The organism is Paenibacillus sp. FSL H8-0537 (assembly GCF_038051995.1).
Taxonomy (GTDB): Bacteria; Bacillota; Bacilli; order Paenibacillales; family Paenibacillaceae; genus Pristimantibacillus.
The window spans coordinates 2002394-2020279 of the sequence record NZ_CP150290.1; the positions used below are offsets into that span (position 1 = coordinate 2002394).

15 protein-coding genes are annotated in these 17886 nt (G+C 51.0%); all 15 read left to right on the forward strand.

Going from position 1 to position 17886, the window contains the following annotated elements:
* The first annotated feature begins 24 nt into the window (after positions 1-24).
* Entirely contained in the window at positions 25-1137 is a 1113-nt protein-coding gene (gene ispG, locus MHB80_RS08410) for a flavodoxin-dependent (E)-4-hydroxy-3-methylbut-2-enyl-diphosphate synthase (RefSeq protein WP_341281723.1), read from the forward strand.
* Between the two features lie 270 nt (positions 1138-1407).
* On the forward strand, positions 1408-3111 hold the full coding sequence (gene lonB / locus MHB80_RS08415) for an ATP-dependent protease LonB (RefSeq protein WP_341281724.1): 1704 nt from the start codon (positions 1408-1410) through the stop codon (positions 3109-3111).
* 37 nt (positions 3112-3148) lie between these two features.
* Complete coding sequence (gene lon / locus MHB80_RS08420; RefSeq protein ID WP_341281725.1) at positions 3149-5680, forward strand: endopeptidase La; 2532 nt, start codon at positions 3149-3151, stop codon at positions 5678-5680.
* Positions 5677-6264: a ribosome biogenesis GTP-binding protein YihA/YsxC gene (yihA, locus tag MHB80_RS08425; RefSeq protein WP_341281726.1), complete on the forward strand. Its 588-nt coding sequence runs from the start codon at positions 5677-5679 to the stop codon at positions 6262-6264. The genes lon and yihA overlap by 4 nt, the downstream gene beginning before the upstream one ends.
* A gap of 275 nt (positions 6265-6539) precedes the next feature.
* A complete protein-coding gene (locus MHB80_RS08430; RefSeq protein ID WP_341281727.1) occupies positions 6540-7130 on the forward strand; it encodes a non-ribosomal peptide synthetase module in 591 nt (196 codons plus the stop codon).
* A gap of 235 nt (positions 7131-7365) precedes the next feature.
* Positions 7366-8028: a YjgB family protein gene (locus MHB80_RS08435; RefSeq protein ID WP_341281728.1), complete on the forward strand. Its 663-nt coding sequence runs from the start codon at positions 7366-7368 to the stop codon at positions 8026-8028.
* A 197-nt stretch (positions 8029-8225) separates the two neighbouring features.
* On the forward strand, positions 8226-8624 hold the full coding sequence (gene speD, locus MHB80_RS08440; RefSeq protein WP_341281729.1) for an adenosylmethionine decarboxylase: 399 nt from the start codon (positions 8226-8228) through the stop codon (positions 8622-8624).
* A 188-nt stretch (positions 8625-8812) separates the two neighbouring features.
* Positions 8813-10195, forward strand: coding sequence for a glutamyl-tRNA reductase (gene hemA / locus MHB80_RS08445; protein WP_341281730.1), 1383 nt, complete (start codon positions 8813-8815; stop codon positions 10193-10195).
* Between the two features lie 46 nt (positions 10196-10241).
* Positions 10242-11054, forward strand: a complete 813-nt coding sequence (ccsA, locus tag MHB80_RS08450) for a cytochrome c biogenesis protein CcsA (protein WP_341281731.1) — start codon at positions 10242-10244, stop codon at positions 11052-11054.
* Between the two features lie 16 nt (positions 11055-11070).
* The gene (locus tag MHB80_RS08455; RefSeq protein ID WP_341281732.1) at positions 11071-11715 is read left to right on the forward strand and encodes a bifunctional precorrin-2 dehydrogenase/sirohydrochlorin ferrochelatase; all 645 of its coding nucleotides are present in this window, start codon (positions 11071-11073) and stop codon (positions 11713-11715) included.
* Positions 11716-12687, forward strand: a complete 972-nt coding sequence (hemC, locus tag MHB80_RS08460; RefSeq protein ID WP_341281733.1) for a hydroxymethylbilane synthase — start codon at positions 11716-11718, stop codon at positions 12685-12687. It begins immediately after the preceding gene.
* Between the two features lie 5 nt (positions 12688-12692).
* Entirely contained in the window at positions 12693-14240 is a 1548-nt protein-coding gene (cobA, locus tag MHB80_RS08465; protein ID WP_341281734.1) for a uroporphyrinogen-III C-methyltransferase, read from the forward strand.
* Between the two features lie 215 nt (positions 14241-14455).
* The gene (hemB, locus tag MHB80_RS08470; RefSeq protein WP_341281735.1) at positions 14456-15454 is read left to right on the forward strand and encodes a porphobilinogen synthase; all 999 of its coding nucleotides are present in this window, start codon (positions 14456-14458) and stop codon (positions 15452-15454) included.
* Positions 15455-15457: 3 nt separating this feature from the next.
* Positions 15458-16759, forward strand: a complete 1302-nt coding sequence (gene hemL, locus MHB80_RS08475; protein WP_341281736.1) for a glutamate-1-semialdehyde 2,1-aminomutase — start codon at positions 15458-15460, stop codon at positions 16757-16759.
* A gap of 54 nt (positions 16760-16813) precedes the next feature.
* Positions 16814-17788 (forward strand): RluA family pseudouridine synthase, encoded by a 975-nt coding sequence (locus tag MHB80_RS08480; RefSeq protein WP_341281737.1) that lies wholly within the window; start codon positions 16814-16816, stop codon positions 17786-17788.
* Positions 17789-17886 lie beyond the last annotated feature (98 nt).

Genomic DNA, 17886 nt, shown 5'->3' on the forward strand with positions numbered 1-17886 from the left:
GACGTTCATGGGAGAGATCACTGTATGTACACACGTAGAGATACGGTGCCTGTCAAAGTCGGTAACTTGACGATTGGCGGCAGCGACGAAGTCATCATTCAAAGTATGTGCACGACCAAAACGGCAGACGTAGAGGCAACTGTTGCGGAAATACTTCGGCTCGAGGAAGCGGGCTGTCAGGTCGTTCGCGTGACCGTCAACAATAAGGAAGCGGCGGAAGCGATTAAGGAAATAAAGAAGCGGATTCATATTCCTCTTGTTGCCGATATCCATTTTGATTATAGGCTCGCGCTTGCTGCAATTGAAAACGGCATTGACAAGGTTAGAATCAATCCCGGCAATATTGGCCGCCGCGAGCGTGTCGAAGCGGTCGTTAAAGCTTGCAAGGAAAAAGGTATTCCAATTCGCATCGGTGTAAATGCCGGCTCCTTGGAAAATCATTTGCTGGAGAAATACGGCTATCCGACGCCTGAGGCAATGGTGGAGAGCGCTTTGTTCCACATTGGTATTTTGGAGGAGCTAGATTTCCATGATATTATTGTGTCGCTCAAAGCTTCCGACGTTCCTATGGCTATTGCCGCTTACAAAATGGCTGCGGAGAAGATCCGTTACCCGCTTCACCTTGGCATTACGGAAGCAGGCACGCTGCATACGGGCACGATCAAAAGTGCTGCCGGCATTGGTGCGCTGCTGACGCTTGGCATTGGTAATACACTGCGTATTAGCTTAAGCGCTGATCCAGTAGAAGAAGTAAAGGTAGCTCGGGAGCTGCTGAAAACATTTGGACTGATTACGAATGCGGCAACGCTCGTCTCATGTCCAACTTGCGGCCGGCTTGATATTGACTTGTTTACTATCGCCAATGAGGTCGAGGAATACATTTCGAAAATCAAGGTGCCGATCAAGGTGTCGGTGCTTGGCTGTGCCGTCAACGGTCCTGGTGAAGCACGTGAAGCAGATATCGGTATTGCGGGAGCTAGAGGCGAAGGGATGTTGTTCCGTTACGGAGAGCTGGTTCGCAAAGTTCCGGAAGCTGAGCTGCTCAGCGAGCTAAAGAAGGAAATTGATATTATCGTACGCGCTTTTGAAGAAACAGGAGAAATTCCTGGCCGCAAGCATCATACGCCTGCCTTATAAACATGGCCGTGCTGTTGTTCATGTGAACGACGGCACGGTTTTTTTGAAAATATAGGAAGGGATATGATGTTTCCATCCTTTCTCTATATTTCTACATTTATAAGTTTTTTATAAATCAGCTTCAATTTCACCGCGAAACGGGCGTTGCCGCCAACGGAAGGCAACGCCATTTACGCTTATATCGACGGTTATTTTTCTCCCGATGAGGCAATACTACCAGTTATGAACTTTATTGCCGGATAGTGTGCCTTTGAGAGGAGCGGGTAACGTATGAGTTTAAGTATTATTTTGATGCTGATTCAAGTGTTTTTTGCAGTGGTTATCGGTTTGTACTTCTGGAATTTGCTGCGCAATCAAAAAACGAATCGGTCTGCGGTTGACCGGGAGTCCCGCAAGGAAATGGATAAGCTGCGCAAGCTGCGTTCCATCTCGCTGACGAAGCCGCTGGCCGAGAAGACAAGGCCACAGGCGATGCAGGATATCGTTGGCCAACTGGATGGCCTGCGTGCGCTTAAAGCTGCGCTGTGCAGCGCAAATCCGCAGCATGTCATTATTTATGGCCCGCCGGGCGTTGGCAAAACAGCAGCCGCTCGCGTCGTGCTGGAGGAAGCGAAGAAAAACGCAGCCTCGCCATTTTTGCCTGAAGCGAAGTTTACGGAAATTGACGCGACTACCGCGAGATTTGATGAGCGCGGCATTGCTGATCCTTTGATTGGTTCTGTTCACGATCCGATTTATCAAGGCGCGGGGGCGATGGGAGTTGCCGGTATCCCTCAGCCGAAGGCTGGCGCTGTTACGAAGGCGCATGGCGGTATTTTGTTCATTGACGAAATCGGGGAATTGCATCCCGTCCAAATGAATAAGCTGTTAAAGGTACTCGAGGATCGCAAAGTATATTTGGAGAGTGCTTATTATAATTCCGAGGACGTTAATATTCCTTCGTACATCCATGATATTTTTCAAAATGGCCTGCCTGCCGATTTTCGTCTTGTTGGTGCGACGACACGTTCGCCGCAGGAGCTGCCGCCCGCGATTCGCTCACGCTGTATGGAAATTTTCTTTCGTCCGCTGCTCGCAGGTGAGATTGCTTCCATTGCCGAAAATGCAGTTCGGAAAATTGGGTTTTCCCCCTGCCCTGAGGCTGTAGAGGTTGTGCAGCGTTATGCGACAAATGGCCGTGAAGCGGTAAACGTCATTCAGCTGGCAGCAGGTGTTGCTTTATCCGAGAAAAGGGATCGCATTTCAGCTGCCGATGTTGAATGGGTTGTGAACAGCAGCCAAATTCCACCGCGTCCAGAACGGAAGGTGCCAGAAGCGCCGCAAGTGGGCATCGTCAACGGTCTAGCCGTCTATGGCCCGAATATGGGCATGCTGCTCGAAGTTGAGGTCAGTGCTATTCCGGCTGCCAGTGGCAAAGGGCAATATACGATTACCGGTGTAGTCGAGGAGGAAGAGCTAGGCGGAGGCTCGCGTACGCTGCGCCGCAAAAGCATGGCGAAGGGCTCTGTTGAAAACGTCATGACGATGCTGCGCCGATATGGTCTCAATCCGCAGGATTATGACCTGCATATCAACTTCCCGGGTGGAACGCCGATCGATGGCCCGTCTGCAGGAATTGCGATGGCGACAGCAATCGCTTCAGCGATCAAAAACGAGACAATCGACAACAAGCTGGCTATGACAGGAGAAGTTGGCATCCATGGCGACGTCAAGCCTGTTGGCGGCGTGCTGGCGAAGGTCGAGGCGGCTTTTCAGGCAGGGGCGGACACGGTCATTATTCCGCGTGAAAACTGGCAGGCCATCTTTGCGGATTTAAAAGGTTTGAAGGTCATTCCTGTGGAACGTGTAGATGAAGTATTCAATCTGGTGTTCCCTTTAGGAAATACCGTCGTAAACGAAGTGGAAAACCACGTTCCAAACGAGCGGTATATGGGGGCGGCTGTTCCCTATTTGCAGGCTGATTCCGCAGAATGATAAAATAAGGGAGACTTAAACATTTGGAGGTGCTGGTGTGGGACCCGGAAAAACGAAAAACCGTCGGCTGCCCTTGCTTCCGCTCAGGGGGCTACTGGTATATCCCAGCATGGTGCTACACCTTGATGTGGGTAGGGACAAATCGGTTCGTGCGCTAGAACGCGCGATGGTTGACGATCATATGATATTGCTTTGCTCGCAATCGGAAGTGAACATAGAGGAGCCGACCGAGGAAGATATATACAGAGTCGGCACGATTGCGAAGGTACGGCAGATGCTTAAGCTGCCTAACGGAACGATCCGCGTGCTGGTGGAAGGCGTCCTGCGCGCGGAAATTATTGATTATTTGCCGACTGAAGAGTTTTATGAGGTTATGGTTAAGGAATTTCCGGAAGAGGAAACGACTGACCCTGAGGTGGATGCGCTCATGCGCTCGGTGCTCAGCCAATTCGAGCATTATACGTCCTTGTCCAAAAAAATTACGCCAGAGACGCATGCGGCTGTCTCGGATATTGACGAACCAGGCCGCTTGGCCGATGTTATTACAAGCCATCTATCTCTCAAAATTAAAGACAAGCAAGATATTTTGGAGACGATTGATGTCCGGCAGCGGCTTGAGCGGCTGCTCGATATTTTGAACAATGAGCGGGAAGTGCTGGAGCTCGAGCGCAAAATCAGCCAGCGCGTCAAGAAGCAGATGGAGAAAACGCAGAAGGAATATTATTTGCGTGAGCAGATGAAAGCGATCCAGAAGGAGCTTGGCGAGAAGGAAGGACGCGCCGGCGAGGTTGAGGAGCTGCGCAGCCAACTGGAGCAGGCTGACGTGCCTGACCAAGTGAGAGAAAAGATTGAGAAAGAAATTGACCGTCTGGAAAAAATGCCGACTACCTCGGCTGAAGGCGGCGTAATACGCAATTATATTGATTGGCTCTTATCGTTACCCTGGAGCAAGGAGACTGAGGACGATCTCAGTCTGTCCAAGGCGGAAGACATTCTTAACCAGGATCATTATGGACTTGAAAAGCCGAAGGAGCGGGTACTTGAGTACCTTGCGGTCCAGCAGCTGGTGAAAAAGCTTAAAGGACCGATTCTTTGCCTAGTCGGCCCTCCAGGCGTGGGTAAAACGTCGCTCGCCCGCTCCATTGCGAAGTCGCTGGGACGTAAATTCGTCCGCATATCGCTTGGCGGCGTTCGGGACGAAGCAGAAATTCGCGGGCATCGCCGTACATACGTGGGTGCTATGCCAGGACGTATTATTCAAGGCATGAAGACTGCGGGCTCTAGTAACCCGGTATTTCTACTCGATGAAATCGATAAGATGGCAATGGATTTCCGCGGCGATCCGGCCTCTGCATTGCTTGAGGTGCTGGACCCGGAGCAAAACAATACGTTTAGCGATCATTTTGTTGAGGTTCCATTCGACCTGTCGAGCGTCATGTTCGTAACGACGGCGAATGCCATGCATAATATTCCGCGCCCGCTGCTGGATCGGATGGAAGTGCTGTACATTCCCGGTTATACCGAGCTTGAGAAGCTGAAAATCGCTCAGCGCTATTTGCTGCCGAAGCAGAAGCGGGAGCATGGCCTTACAGATGAGCAGCTGCAGGTGAGCGAGGAAACGCTGCTTCAGCTTATTCGCGATTACACGCGCGAATCCGGCGTGCGGAATTTGGAGCAGCAAATGGCTGCGATTTGCCGCAAGGCAGCCAAGCAAATTGTTGCATCGGGTACGGTTCCAATAAAGGTAGAGGAAGCAGCTGTTCAAGATGAGCCAGCATTGAATGTATTGGAAGCCGCATTTGGCGAAGGCGGAGAAGCTGCCTCTATATCTGGGCGTCTGGAGAAGCAGCAAGAGGCTGCCTTGCAGTCTGAGCAACTTGCAGAGACAGAGCAACCAGCCGAGGTGAAGACGCTCCACGTTGATCTGGAGCTGCTTAAGGAATGGCTGGGACCTGCGAAGTTCCGCTACGGCATGGCTGAGGCCGAAAATCAGATCGGTGCAGTTACAGGCTTAGCCTGGACTGAGGTCGGCGGCGATACACTCGTTATTGAAGTGACCGTTATGCCAGGCAGCGGAAAGCTGACGCTCACGGGGCAGCTCGGTGATGTCATGAAGGAATCGGCGCAGGCCGCGTTCAGCTATACGCGTTCGAAGGCGCTGGAGCTTGGCATTGACCCTCAGTTCCATGAGAAAAACGATATTCATATTCATATTCCGGAAGGTGCGATTCCGAAGGATGGTCCGTCCGCGGGCATCACGATTGCCACTGCGCTTATTTCGGCTTTGACTGGACGTTATGTGTCCAAAGAGGTCGCGATGACAGGTGAAATTACGCTGCGCGGACGCGTCTTGCCAATCGGCGGACTCAAGGAGAAATCGCTTGCCGCCCACCGTGCAGGCATTAAGAAAATATTGCTGCCGAAGGACAATGAACGCGATCTGCGTGACATTCCAGACAGTGTGCGGAGTGAGATAACGTTTGTCCCGGTCGGGCATATTGATGAAGTCCTCCTGCATGCGCTGCTTCCGGCCAAGACAGAAGAGAAAGCAGGAACACCTATATTATGAAGATTACACAAGCAGATTTTATTATAAGCGCGGTTCAGCCGCATCAATACCCGGAGGATGCCTTGCCAGAGATTGCTCTGGCAGGGCGTTCGAATGTCGGGAAGTCCTCATTAATTAATAAAATGATTATGCGTAAAAACTTGGCAAGAACAAGCTCGCAGCCTGGTAAAACCCAGCAGCTTAACTATTACCGCGTCAATGACAGCATTTATTTTGTCGATTTCCCCGGTTATGGCTATGCCAAGGTTTCCAAAACCCAACGCGAAGCTTTTGGCCAAATGATTGAAAGATACATTCGCGATCGCAAGGAGCTAAAGCTGCAATTGCTTATTATCGACATTCGTCATGAGCCATCCAAGGATGATCAGCTTATGTACAACTGGCTCAAGCATTACAATATTCGCACCTGCATTGTGGCTACGAAAGCGGACAAAATCCCTAAAGGCAAATGGGACAAGCATATTAAAATGATCAAGACGACGCTGCAAGCGGATCCTCGTGATAAAGTGGTGCTCTATTCCTCGGAGACTGGCCAAGGCCGCGATGAATTATGGAGCGTTATTACGGAGACGATATCCACATAAGCGAGCAAGTACGGCAACTTTTCACATAAAGAAGAGAATACAGGAAGATTTGTGGGTCTCCTCGCATAATTTTCCCGTTTTTTCTGAAATATGCGAGAATTTCGGCACTGAGCGGCAGGAATAATTGGATGCAATCACGTATAATATAGGTAAGCGAGCGTGAAAGGGCGAATGGTCATTTGAAGGATTCGTTTCAATTTCGCGTAAAGCGGGTATAGAAGAATAGAATTGATTGTAGCATCCAATTGCAAGTTTAAAGAATTGAGGAGATTTTTATGGCTCAGCGGCTAGCCACAGAGTATGTAAATGCCAAACTGCAGTTAACGAATGAAGAGATGACCCAATTTGTCCGTTTTTTTGATGATCAGCAGCTTCACCTACAAGTGATGGTGCTCGATAACGGCAATCAGGAGCTGGTTCTCGAAGACGTAGCAGGGAGGGAAGAGATCAGACTGATCTTTGAGCGTCAACAAGACCGTTACGTTTGTGTGCTCACCTGCCGCCTTGTTCACCAGAAGCTAACCAATGCTATGCGCAAAGCTGTTTCAGCATTCCATGGGGACGCCGTTGTTAATCGCATTTACAGCCATTATACAATGACCTACCACTATATACAGGGAGCCGTTCGTAAAATCGTTGAAACAACGAAGAGCGGCGCACGTGTTGTGTTCGAGTACAAGGATACGATCGGGCAACTGGAGCGGGTATTCCGCAGCCGTTTGATTGAACGCGAAATTTCGATGGTTAATAATGCCATTAATGAACTGCTTGATCTTCGGAATCAGACGAAAAATCAGACCGAAATCGCCGCTATTGATGAGCGTTTGGCTATGCATACGCACAAGCTGTTTATGCTTGAGGCGTAATTAAAGTATGCATGGCAAGCAAATAGTAAACATAAGCTTATAGGAATCGCAGCCGCGGTTCCTTTTTTTTTATTAGCAGGAAGGGCTGCTTTGAGGCAAAATTATAGTGTGGTAATTTTTGGGATAAGCTGCATACTGCAACATTTCGCTTACAGAAATAGTCCATAATAACGAAGAGCAATCTTTTACAAGTAAAAGAAGCAGGGAGCTTCAAGTGAATCTGGAGGTATACAGCATGTTTAAAACAACGGTATTCAAAACATTGTCCTGTATGCTCGCAGCCGCTTCTATATTGCTGCTGGCTGCTTGCAGCGAAGCGGGGAATGGTGGGCCTACTGCGTCGTCTGCCGTTCAAAGCAGTACGCCAGATGGCCAGGAAACATCCGCTAACGGTCAGGAAACAGCGCCAGCAAGCTCGCCTGCTAATGGACAAGCAGGTCAGAGCGGACAGGCAGGCCAAGCTAGTGAAACGCCCAGCATAGGCCAGCTTGTTGCTTTGGCGAAGGAAGGCAAAATTCCCGAGGTGAATTATGCGGCGCACATTGCGCTGTTTGACGAGATTGAGCAGGATTGGGGCAAGGCTGACAGTACCGAGGCTGCCGGAAAAGGAATTTATGCAGCGTATACAAAACGGGGCGTCACGATCGGCTTCAACAAGGGTATGAAGGTATTTGATATGCGTTCCTACGCGACCAATTTGCAGCAGTTGTCTTATGCTGATATTGAGAAATCGCTGGGCAAAGCCGATGAAACGGCGACGAATGGGGACGATCAGATTTGCGTGTATAAGGTTAACGACCAGTACCAGCTCAAATTCATTATCCCAAAGGCAACCGGAAAGGTCGACCATATTTCCGTATTCAGTCCGCAGGATGCAAAAAATAATATGGCCGGTTGAAAAAAAAGGTTGCAATTCTTTCGGATAGATGTTATTTTTAATCTCGTTGAAAACATCGTTTAACACAATAATAGGAACCAGGATTCACTCAGGACATGGTTATGTTGCGAGAGATTATTCCCTCGGGAAGTGAATGACGTAGGTCCTAGCGGATGAAATTTTTAAACATTTTATTCCTAGGAAGGGGGAACCGGAAGATGGAATACTCAACTTTCGGAAGACACGTTGCTGTTGATACTTGGGGAGTAGATTTCGATCTACTGAACAACGCTGAATTTTTGCAAGCCCAAATGGTGGAGGCTGCTGAAAGCTGTGGCGCTACTGTAATGTCGGTGCAATCCAAACAATTTGAGCCTCAAGGAGCAACCGTACTCGTGTTGCTGTCAGAGAGTCACCTCTCTATTCACACGTATCCTGAGAGAGGATTTGCCGCGCTTGATTGTTATACTTGCGGCGAAACCGTGGATCCACAGGTGGCTATCGATTATATGATTGCTGTGCTGAAGCCAACAACAACTCATGCGAAAAAGCTGATACGTGGTATGGGCGAATTGCAAGTTGAAGAACCGAAATTGAAACAAATCGAGCTCGTTTAAAGCTCTCACATGTATGATACAGAAATAACCATGGAAGCTTCCATGGTTATTTCTTTGTATGATTAGGGAATAATGGATTTGTGGTTCAAACTTTATTCATAAATGAAGGAAGTATGAATGTCGAACTGTGCTATAATGGCGTAGAAAGAAAGAACGCGGCAATTTGATAAGGGAGGCAGGTGACACACATGCACATCATTACAGTAGGTCTTAACTACCGTACAGCTCCAGTAGAAGTAAGAGAACGTTTTGCGTTTTCGGAAAAAGAGCTGCCGGAAGCTGTCAAACAGCTTATGAATACAGACAGCATTTTGGAATGTGTCATTGTGGCGACCTGCAATCGGACAGAATTGTATGCGGTGGTGGACAGGCATCAATTATGCGGGCATCATATTCGCAGCTTTATGGAGCAGTGGTTTAACCTGCCGAGGAAAGAATTTACGAATCATTTATATATGTATGAGGATGAGAAGGCAATCGATCATCTTTTCCACGTAACGAGCGGACTGGATTCAATGATTATCGGCGAGACGCAAATTCTCGGTCAAGTGAAGGATGCTTTTGCACTAGCCCAGCAGCAGAAAGCGACGGGAACGCTTTTCAATACGTTGTTTAAGCAGGCGATTACGATGGCGAAGCGGGCGCATTCGGAGACGACGATTGGCGAATCAGCCGTATCGGTCAGCTATGCTGCTGTTGAGCTGGGCAAGCGTATATTCGGTCAATTTTCCAAGAAGACGGTCATGCTGATTGGGGCTGGCGAGACGGGTGAGCTAACCGCGAAGCATCTGTACGCGAATGGTGCTGATAGAGTTATCGTTGTGAACCGGACGTATGAGCGTGCCGTTCAATTGGCGGACAAGTTTAATGGAATAGCTTGCTCTATGGATGAAGCGACGAATAGGCTGCATGAAGCTGATATCGTGATTAGCTCGACGGGTGCTGACAACTTCGTGCTTACGCGTCAGGTAGTCGCAAGCGCCATGCAGCGCCGGAGATCAAAGCCGCTATTCATGATTGATATCGCCGTTCCAAGGGATCTTGATCCAACGATTGCTGCGGTGGACAACGTCTTTTTATATGACATTGACGATTTGGAGGGCATTGTGGAAAGTAACTTGGAACAGCGCCGCAAGGAAGCCGCCAAAATCGAAACGATGATCGCTCAGGAAATGGATCTGTTTGAGCAATGGTACAAAACGCTGGGTGTCGTGCCGCTTATTCGGGCGCTACAGACGAAAGCAGCAGAGATTCATGAGGAGACGTTCAACAGCTTGACGAACAAGCTCCCGGATCTGGAAGAGCATGAGCTTAAAGTAATTAGAAAGCTGACGAAGAGCATTGTCAATCAAATGATGCAGGACCCTATTTTGCGGATCAAGGAAATGGCCGGAGAAAGACGTGCTGACGAGGCGATGGACATGTTTGTAAAGCTTTTTGCATTGGAAGAGCAATTGGACAAGTCGCAGCAAGCTGAGCTTAAAGCGGAAGCTGCCGAGGCGGCTGCAGCAAAAATGAAAAATGTGCAATCACCTGCAGCTACGGCAGCATTGGCTTCTGCCCTTCGGTAGAAGCACGCTCTTGACAGACGCATAGGGCGGCGATGTGGAGGCATTTATGGCAACGCTAAACTGGTTGTATGACGCGATACTTTATGTATACGCCCTGAGCCTTCTGTTTTATTTCTCCGATTTTATGGACGCAAGCCGGAGAGCGAAACGGATGGGTACAGGGCTACTTATTTTTGTATGGGTTTTACAGACGTTATTTCTGATTTCGCGAATCGTGTCGCACTTTGAAGTGGCGACGATATCAACCTTTGAATATTGGCTGGGGTTTTGCTGGCTCTTGGTCTCTATATCGCTTGTCATTAGCCGGTTCTTCAAAATAGAGTTTATTGTGTTTCTTGTAAACGTCGTTGGTTTTTCCGTGCTGGCCCTTAATCTTTACAGCAAGCCGGGCAATGAGGCGATGTTTGCGATTTCTACAACAGCAAGAGAGCTGCTGATTGTGCATATTAGCCTTGTGCTCGTTTCCTACGTGTCATTGACCATAGGCGTTATTTTCGCCGGGATGTACATTTTTCTGCATCGGGAGCTGAGGGAGAAACGCTGGTCCAAATATGTGAGAAGGCTGCCAAGCCTTGATAAAATTGAAAGATATTCTGATCGCGCTGTCATTATCGGTGTTCCACTGCTTGCTTTGTCGCTGTCTCTTGCAGTGACGCTGCTGCTTATTGAGGGACGTTCGATGCTGCTGCTGGATTGGAAAGTGATCACTTCCTTCCTCGCTCTGATTGTATATATTATTTTTGTAGTAAACCGGTCGTTGCTTAATCGCACGAGTACGCAGCTTGCGAAGCTGCATATTGCGGCGTTCAGCTTTCTAGTTCTCAATTTGCTGGCAAGCTACGTATCTAATTTTCATTAGAAGTTAGGTGATGTTTATGAACGGCTACTATCCGGTAATGCTAAAGCTTCAAGGAAGCCGCTGCATCGTTGTTGGCGGCGGCCCGATTGCCGAGCGCAAGGTGCTGGGGCTGCTTGAGGCGGGAGCCGATCAGGTGACAGTTATTGCGCTTGTTTTTACCCCGCAGCTAGAGGAGCTTGCGCGTGCCGGTCATATCGAGGCGAAAGCGAGAGCTTATGCGAGCGAGGATGCGAAGGCTGCGCGGCTTCTTTTTGCCTCTACGGATCAGGCGGAACTGAATCGCCAAATTGCGCTGGATGGCGAGCAAGCAGGCATCTGGGTTAATCGTGCAGATGAGGCCGGGGCAGGAACTTTTATTAATCCGTCGGTTGTGAGGCGCGGCGAGCTGGTCGTTGCCGTGTCTGCATCAGGAGCGAGCCCGGCGTTATCCTCGCGTATTCGGGAGGAGCTGGCGCAGCAGTATGGACCGGAATATATTGGCAGTACAGCTAGGCTGAAGGAGCTTCGTGAGCGGGTGAAGCTCACAATTGGCGATCACAGGCTGCGACGCGAAGTGCTGAAGCTTGCGGCGCACGAAGCGCCATGGCAAGGCGAGGAAGACGGCGATGTAGAGGCCTGGATTGAGCGGCTCATCGCAGCAACTGACAGGAGGAATACATAAATGGCAGCAAACAATAAGGAAAAGCGTACCATTACCGTAGGAACCCGCCAAAGCGCACTGGCGCTTACGCAAACGGGACAAGTGATTGACGAGCTTAAACGAATCAGTGAGCAGCATGGCTTCGACTATTCGTTTGAAATTCGAAAAATCGTCACAAAAGGAGATCAAATCCTCGATGTGACGTTATCGAAGGTTGGCGGAAAAGGATTGTTCGTAAAGGAAATCGAGCAAGCGCTGCTGGATGGCGAAATAGATATGGCGGTCCACAGCATGAAGGACATGCCATATGAGCTGCCTGAGGGGTTAGTGAACGGGGCGATTCCGAAGCGCGTTGATCCGCGCGATTGCCTCATTATGAAGCAGGGAGACAGTCTCGCTGCTTTGCCGCAAGGCGCAAAAGTTGGAACAAGCAGCCTGCGCCGCTCATCCCAGCTCAAAAACCTGCGCCCTGACCTTGTTGTAGAATCCATTAGAGGCAACATTGATTCCCGTATTCGCAAGCTGGAAACGGAAGGGTTCGATGCGATCGTGCTTGCAGCGGCCGGTCTCAGCAGAATGGGCTGGGAAAACCGCATATCTGCCTTTTTACAGGAGGATGTATCGGTGCCAGCTGTTGGGCAAGGCGCGCTTGGTATTGAATGCCGAGGAAATGACGTGCAGATTCGCGAGCTGCTTGATTTATTTAATGACGCCGAAACCGCTTATGCCGTTCGGGCCGAGCGGAGCTTTCTTGGCGCGCTTAATGGCGGCTGCCAAATTCCGATTGGCGCGCATGCGGTTGTGCGTAAAGGTGCAGACGGTACGCTGGAAGGCGCTGAGCTTGCGCTAACGGGAATTGTAGGTTCGGCGGATGGAGAAGTGCTGCTGAAGGAAATCAAGACAGGCAGCGATCCAGAGGTGCTGGGCAAGGAAGTGGCCGCAGCGCTCATAGCAAGAGGAGCGGACCGCATTTTAGCGGAAATCGGGGGATAGTAGTGATGGGGAAAGGTATCGTTTATTTGGTTGGTGCGGGTCCGGGTGACGCCAAGCTGATTACGCTGCGCGGCTTGGAATATTTGAAGAAAAGCGATGTTGTCGTCTATGACCGCTTGGCAAGCCCAAGGCTGCTTGCACATATGAAGCCGGGCGCCGAGAAAGTATACGTAGGCAAGCTTCCCGATCGCCACACGATGAAGCAGGAGGAAATTAACCAGCTGCTTGTGGACCTTGCTTTGCAAGGCAAGGTAGTGACGCGGCTTAAGGGCGGCGATCCGACGATTTTTGGCCGCGTAGGCGAGGAAGCGGGACTGCTTAAGGAAAACGGCATAAGCTTTGAAATCGTGCCGGGTATTACTTCTGCGATTGCTGTCCCTGCCTACGCTGGCATTCCGGTAACGCATCGCGATTTTGCCTCCTCGCTCTCGATCATAACGGGACATGAAAGCCCCGATAAGCTGGATCGCTCGATATATTGGGACAAGGTAACGAATGCTACAGGAACGCTTATTTTCCTGATGGGCGTAGCGAAGATTGGCTATATTGCTGATCAGCTCATGAAACATGGCAAGCCTGGCACGACGCCTGTTGCTCTTGTGCGCTGGGGAACGAGAGTCGAGCAGCAGACGGTTGTCGGCACGCTTGCTACGATCGAGCAAATTGTGCGGGAGGCTCATTTTCAGCCGCCGGCTGTCATTGTCGTTGGCGATGTCGTGCTGCAGCGCGAGCAATTGCAGTGGTACGAAAGCAAGCCGCTGTTTGGCACGCGCGTGCTGGTAACGAGAGCGAGAGCACAGGCAAGCGAGCTGGCTGACCTTGTAGATGAGCTGGGCGGCGAACCATGCGAATATCCTGTCATTGATATCCGCGAGCCTCAGGAGGCCGCAGCGGTCGCTACACTGCGTGCTGCGCTTTCGGAAGCGGAGCAATATGGCTGGCTGATGTTCACGAGCGTAAATGGCGTGGACTATTTCTATCGTTGGCTGCGGCGATTCGGCATCGATATCCGGCGCTTCCATAAGGCGAGAATCGCCGCCGTTGGCCCAAAGACAGCCGAAGCGCTGGAAAATCGCGGGCTGACTGTCGAGCTGCTGCCGGCAAAGTTTCAGGCTGAAGGGCTGCTGGAGCAGCTTGCAGGAGAACTGCAAGCTGGCGAGCGGGTACTGCTGCCGCGCGGTGATTTGGCGCGCGAGGTGCTGCCGCGCGAATTGGCAGCCAAGGGACTGCTGCCAACGGAAATTGACGTATACGAAACCGTGCTTGCCGATACGCAGGATGATCAGGTGCTGGAATGGATCGACGAGAAGCAGATTCACATGATTACGTTCACCAGCTCTTCGACGGTGACGAACCTGCTGGAGAAGCTGCGCCGCAGCGGCATTAGCGATCCTGTGCAGGCGATTTTGGACATTCCGGCGATCAGCATTGGACCGCTGACATCAGCTACCATGAAAGAAGCGGGCTTGCGTGTAGCCGCTGAGGCCGAGCAGGCGACGATACCTTCGCTAATCGATGCGATGATTAAGTACCGCAGCGCGGAACGGGCATAAGGCATTATTTTTCTAAATATAAGCATTTATAAGTTTCACACTTAAGATCAGCTTGTATTTCATCCTCGAAACGGTAGCATTGCCGCCGAGTACAAAGACAGCTGTTTACGCTTGTATAGATGGGCAAATACTTGGTGTAGCTAACAAATGAGGCAAATGCTAGCCGTAATTGGCGCGACACAAGCCTCACAAAACAGTTGGAGGAGGAATGGAAGATGGCATTTCCTGTCGTAAGACATCGGAGATTGCGGCAATCCGCCGCTCTTCGCAGCATGGTGAGGGAAACGGCGCTTTCTGCTAATGATTTTATTTATCCTATATTTGTAACGGTGGGCACGAACGTGAAGGAAGAAATTACATCGATGCCGGGCGTTTATCATTTTTCATTGGACCGCTTGGAAGAGGAAATCAGAGAAGTTGCGGCTCTGGGTATTCCATCCGTTATGCTGTTTGGCGTTCCTGCTGACAAAGATAGCGAAGGCACCTCCGCATTTGCTCCTGATGGTATTGTGCAAGAGGCAATCCGTGCGGTAAAGGGCTGGGTGCCAGAGCTTCTCGTTATAGCGGATACTTGCCTTTGTCAATTTACAGATCACGGTCATTGTGGCCTAATCCATGTACATGAGCGTACAGGCAACGCAGAGGTTGATAATGATGCTTCGCTGACACAGCTCGTTCGTACAGCAGTTTCCCAAGCTGAGGCAGGCGCGGATATGATCGCTCCATCCAACATGATGGACGGCTTCGTGGGCGCTATTCGCGAAGGTTTAGACGAAGCGGGCTTTACACATATTCCGATTTTGTCTTACTCGGTCAAGTATGCTTCTGCTTTTTATGGTCCGTTCCGTGAAGCGGCGCATTCAACACCGCAATTCGGCGACCGCAAGACGTATCAGATGGACCCTGCCAATGCGCGCGAGGCGCTGCGGGAAGCGGAGTCCGACGTCATTGAAGGCGCGGATATGCTGATGGTTAAGCCAGCGCTTGCATATATGGACGTTATTCGCCTGCTGAAGGAGCATTTTGACCTGCCGGTGGCGGCGTACAATGTGAGCGGCGAATATGCGATGGTAAAAGCGGCAGCGGCAAATGGATGGATTGACGAGCGCGCCGTCGTATTGGAGACGCTGACCGGAATGAAGCGCGCGGGTGCGGACATTTTGATTACGTACCATGCGAAGGATGCGGCACGTTGGTTGAAAGGGGCTGAATAGTCGATGAATCATTCATCTACAGGCAGAAGTGATACACGCTCACGCGAGGCATTCGCAAGGGCCAAGCAAGTCATTCCTGGCGGTGTGAACAGTCCGGTTCGCGCTTTTAAATCCGTAGGATTGAACCCGGTTTATATGGAGCGCGGTCAAGGCAGCCGCGTATTTGATATCGACGGCAACAGCTATATCGATTATGTCGCTTCATGGGGACCGCTCATTATGGGTCATGCGCATCCTGAAGTCGTTGAAGCGATCAAGCGTACCGCAGAAAAAGGCACCAGCTTTGGAGCGCCAACAGAACTGGAGACGCTTATGGCGGAGCTGGTGTGCGAGCGCGTGCCTTCGGTTGAGGTGGTCCGAATGGTCAATTCTGGCACAGAAGCGACGATGAGCGCTTTGCGTCTCGCACGCGGGTTTACGAAGCGCAGCAAAATCGTCAAATTTGAAGGCTCTTATCACGGTCATGCCGACAGCTTGCTCATTAAAGCGGGTTCCGGTGTGGCGACGCTTGGCTTGCCCGATAGTCCTGGCGTTCCAGAAAGCATTGCCTCGCAGACGATTACCGTGCCATACAATGATATCGAGTCGATGAAGCTCGTATTTGAAAAATACGGCGAGGAAATTGCCTGCGTCATCGTCGAGCCGATTGCCGGCAACATGGGCGTAGTCCCGCCGCTTCCGGGATTTCTGCAAGGCCTGCGCGATATAACGGAGCAATACGGCAGCCTGCTTATTTTTGATGAAGTAATGACCGGTTTCCGCGTTCACTACAGCAGTGCGCAAGGTTTGTATGGCATTAAGCCAGATATCACATGCTTTGGCAAGGTGATCGGGGGCGGATTGCCGGTCGGCGCTTATGGCGGCAGACGCGATCTGATGGAGCTTATGGCGCCGAGTGGTCCGATTTATCAGGCGGGCACGCTGTCAGGCAATCCGCTGGCGATGGCTGCTGGTTATACGACGCTCAAGCTGCTGACGCCAGAGACATATGAGCTGCTTGAGCGCCAAGCGGTCCGCTTACAGCGCGGCTTCGAAGCGAATGCGAAGGCGGCTGGTATTGCTTCGACGATCAATCGTGTCGGCTCGATGGTATGCCCGTTTTTCACCGAAACGCATGTCATCAATTATGATACAGCCAAAACAGCAGATTTAGAGCGCTTCAAGGCGTATTTTGCCGCTATGCTGGAGCTTGGGGTGAGCGTCGCTCCATCGCAGTTTGAAGGCATGTTCGTATCGGCTGTCCATACCGATGAAGATATTGATGCAACGATTGCTGCCAACGCGGCTGCTTTGAGCAGATTGTAGTTCTAGCAAGCAGCCATCTAGGCGATTGCATTCGAAAATAGGAGGTTTCATTCCATGCCAATGCTTCACTATAAGCGGGCGGGGGAGTGGCTTGAGCTGGATTGGCAGGAGCTGTCAGAAGGCTCATGGTCTGCACCAAATAACGACGGGAAACCTGGAGAACGCACCGGAACATTAGAGGCCGGCAGTCATCCGCATCAAGTGCGGCAGTGGCTGCTGGCCCGTTCTCTTTTTCCAGAAAAATGGATTAATCGGCTGTTCTCCATCGGTGGCATCCGTTTTGATGGGCAGCATATTCGGTTGCTCGCGTTTCCCGCGGCCGATCTGCTTAGCGATCCATTGTATCGTCAAGCGAAGCTGTCGCAAGGCAGTGCCCGTCCTGTTGTTCTTTTCGAGGATGACTTTTGTCTCGTGCTTTATAAGGAGGCAGGTATGGCTGTGCATGGCACAGGCGCCAATCAGGCGGGAACGCTGGATGAAGCGGCGGCGCGCCATATGCTGCTGCAGGGAGATCCGCTGCCTGTCCGCCACATCCACCGTCTCGATGATGATACATCGGGTCCCGTGCTTTATTCCAAAAATGATTTCGCCCAGTGGAAGCTGGACGAAGCGATGCGCCGCAAGGCGATCGACCGCCGCTATATTGCGTTTGTTCAAGGGCGGCTGCGCCCGGCCGCGGGCACCGTTGATGCTCCGATTGGCAAGGACCGCCATCATCGCTCCAGACGGCGTGTTGCGCCGGGCGGCGATTCCGCTGTAACCCACTATGAAGCGGCCGAAAACTATGCAGCGGCTACGCTTGTCCATTTGCAGCTGGAGACGGGACGAACGCATCAAATTCGCGTCCATATGAGCCACTTGGGCCACCCGCTGCTTGGCGATGCGCTTTATGGAGGCTCTGTGCAGCTGCTGAAGACGCAGGCGCTGCATGGCGAGCGACTTCTTTTTGCCCATCCGTGGACGGATTTGCCTGTGGAAGTTGCAGCCCCGGAGCCCGATTGGCTTGCTGAATTGCGAGCTAAATTGTAGCTGCTGCAAAAGATAGTCATGCTCTCCCCCATTAGCCCATATAGATAATTAGTGAGAGTAGCATTTTTAGCCCAAGCATTGTCTAAATGGGTCAGTAT

Coding starts and splice junctions, on each gene's coding strand:
- MHB80_RS08430 (WP_341281727.1), top strand. CDS start 6,540: ATGGCTCAGCGGCTAGCCACAGAGTATGTAAATGCCAAACTGCAGTTA.
- speD (WP_341281729.1), top strand. CDS start 8,226: ATGGAATACTCAACTTTCGGAAGACACGTTGCTGTTGATACTTGGGGA.
- hemB (WP_341281735.1), top strand. CDS start 14,456: ATGGCATTTCCTGTCGTAAGACATCGGAGATTGCGGCAATCCGCCGCT.
- yihA (WP_341281726.1), top strand. CDS start 5,677: ATGAAGATTACACAAGCAGATTTTATTATAAGCGCGGTTCAGCCGCAT.
- hemL (WP_341281736.1), top strand. CDS start 15,458: ATGAATCATTCATCTACAGGCAGAAGTGATACACGCTCACGCGAGGCA.
- MHB80_RS08435 (WP_341281728.1), top strand. CDS start 7,366: ATGTTTAAAACAACGGTATTCAAAACATTGTCCTGTATGCTCGCAGCC.
- lonB (WP_341281724.1), top strand. CDS start 1,408: ATGAGTTTAAGTATTATTTTGATGCTGATTCAAGTGTTTTTTGCAGTG.
- hemA (WP_341281730.1), top strand. CDS start 8,813: ATGCACATCATTACAGTAGGTCTTAACTACCGTACAGCTCCAGTAGAA.
- cobA (WP_341281734.1), top strand. CDS start 12,693: ATGGGGAAAGGTATCGTTTATTTGGTTGGTGCGGGTCCGGGTGACGCC.
- ispG (WP_341281723.1), top strand. CDS start 25: ATGTACACACGTAGAGATACGGTGCCTGTCAAAGTCGGTAACTTGACG.
- ccsA (WP_341281731.1), top strand. CDS start 10,242: ATGGCAACGCTAAACTGGTTGTATGACGCGATACTTTATGTATACGCC.
- hemC (WP_341281733.1), top strand. CDS start 11,716: ATGGCAGCAAACAATAAGGAAAAGCGTACCATTACCGTAGGAACCCGC.
- MHB80_RS08455 (WP_341281732.1), top strand. CDS start 11,071: ATGAACGGCTACTATCCGGTAATGCTAAAGCTTCAAGGAAGCCGCTGC.
- MHB80_RS08480 (WP_341281737.1), top strand. CDS start 16,814: ATGCCAATGCTTCACTATAAGCGGGCGGGGGAGTGGCTTGAGCTGGAT.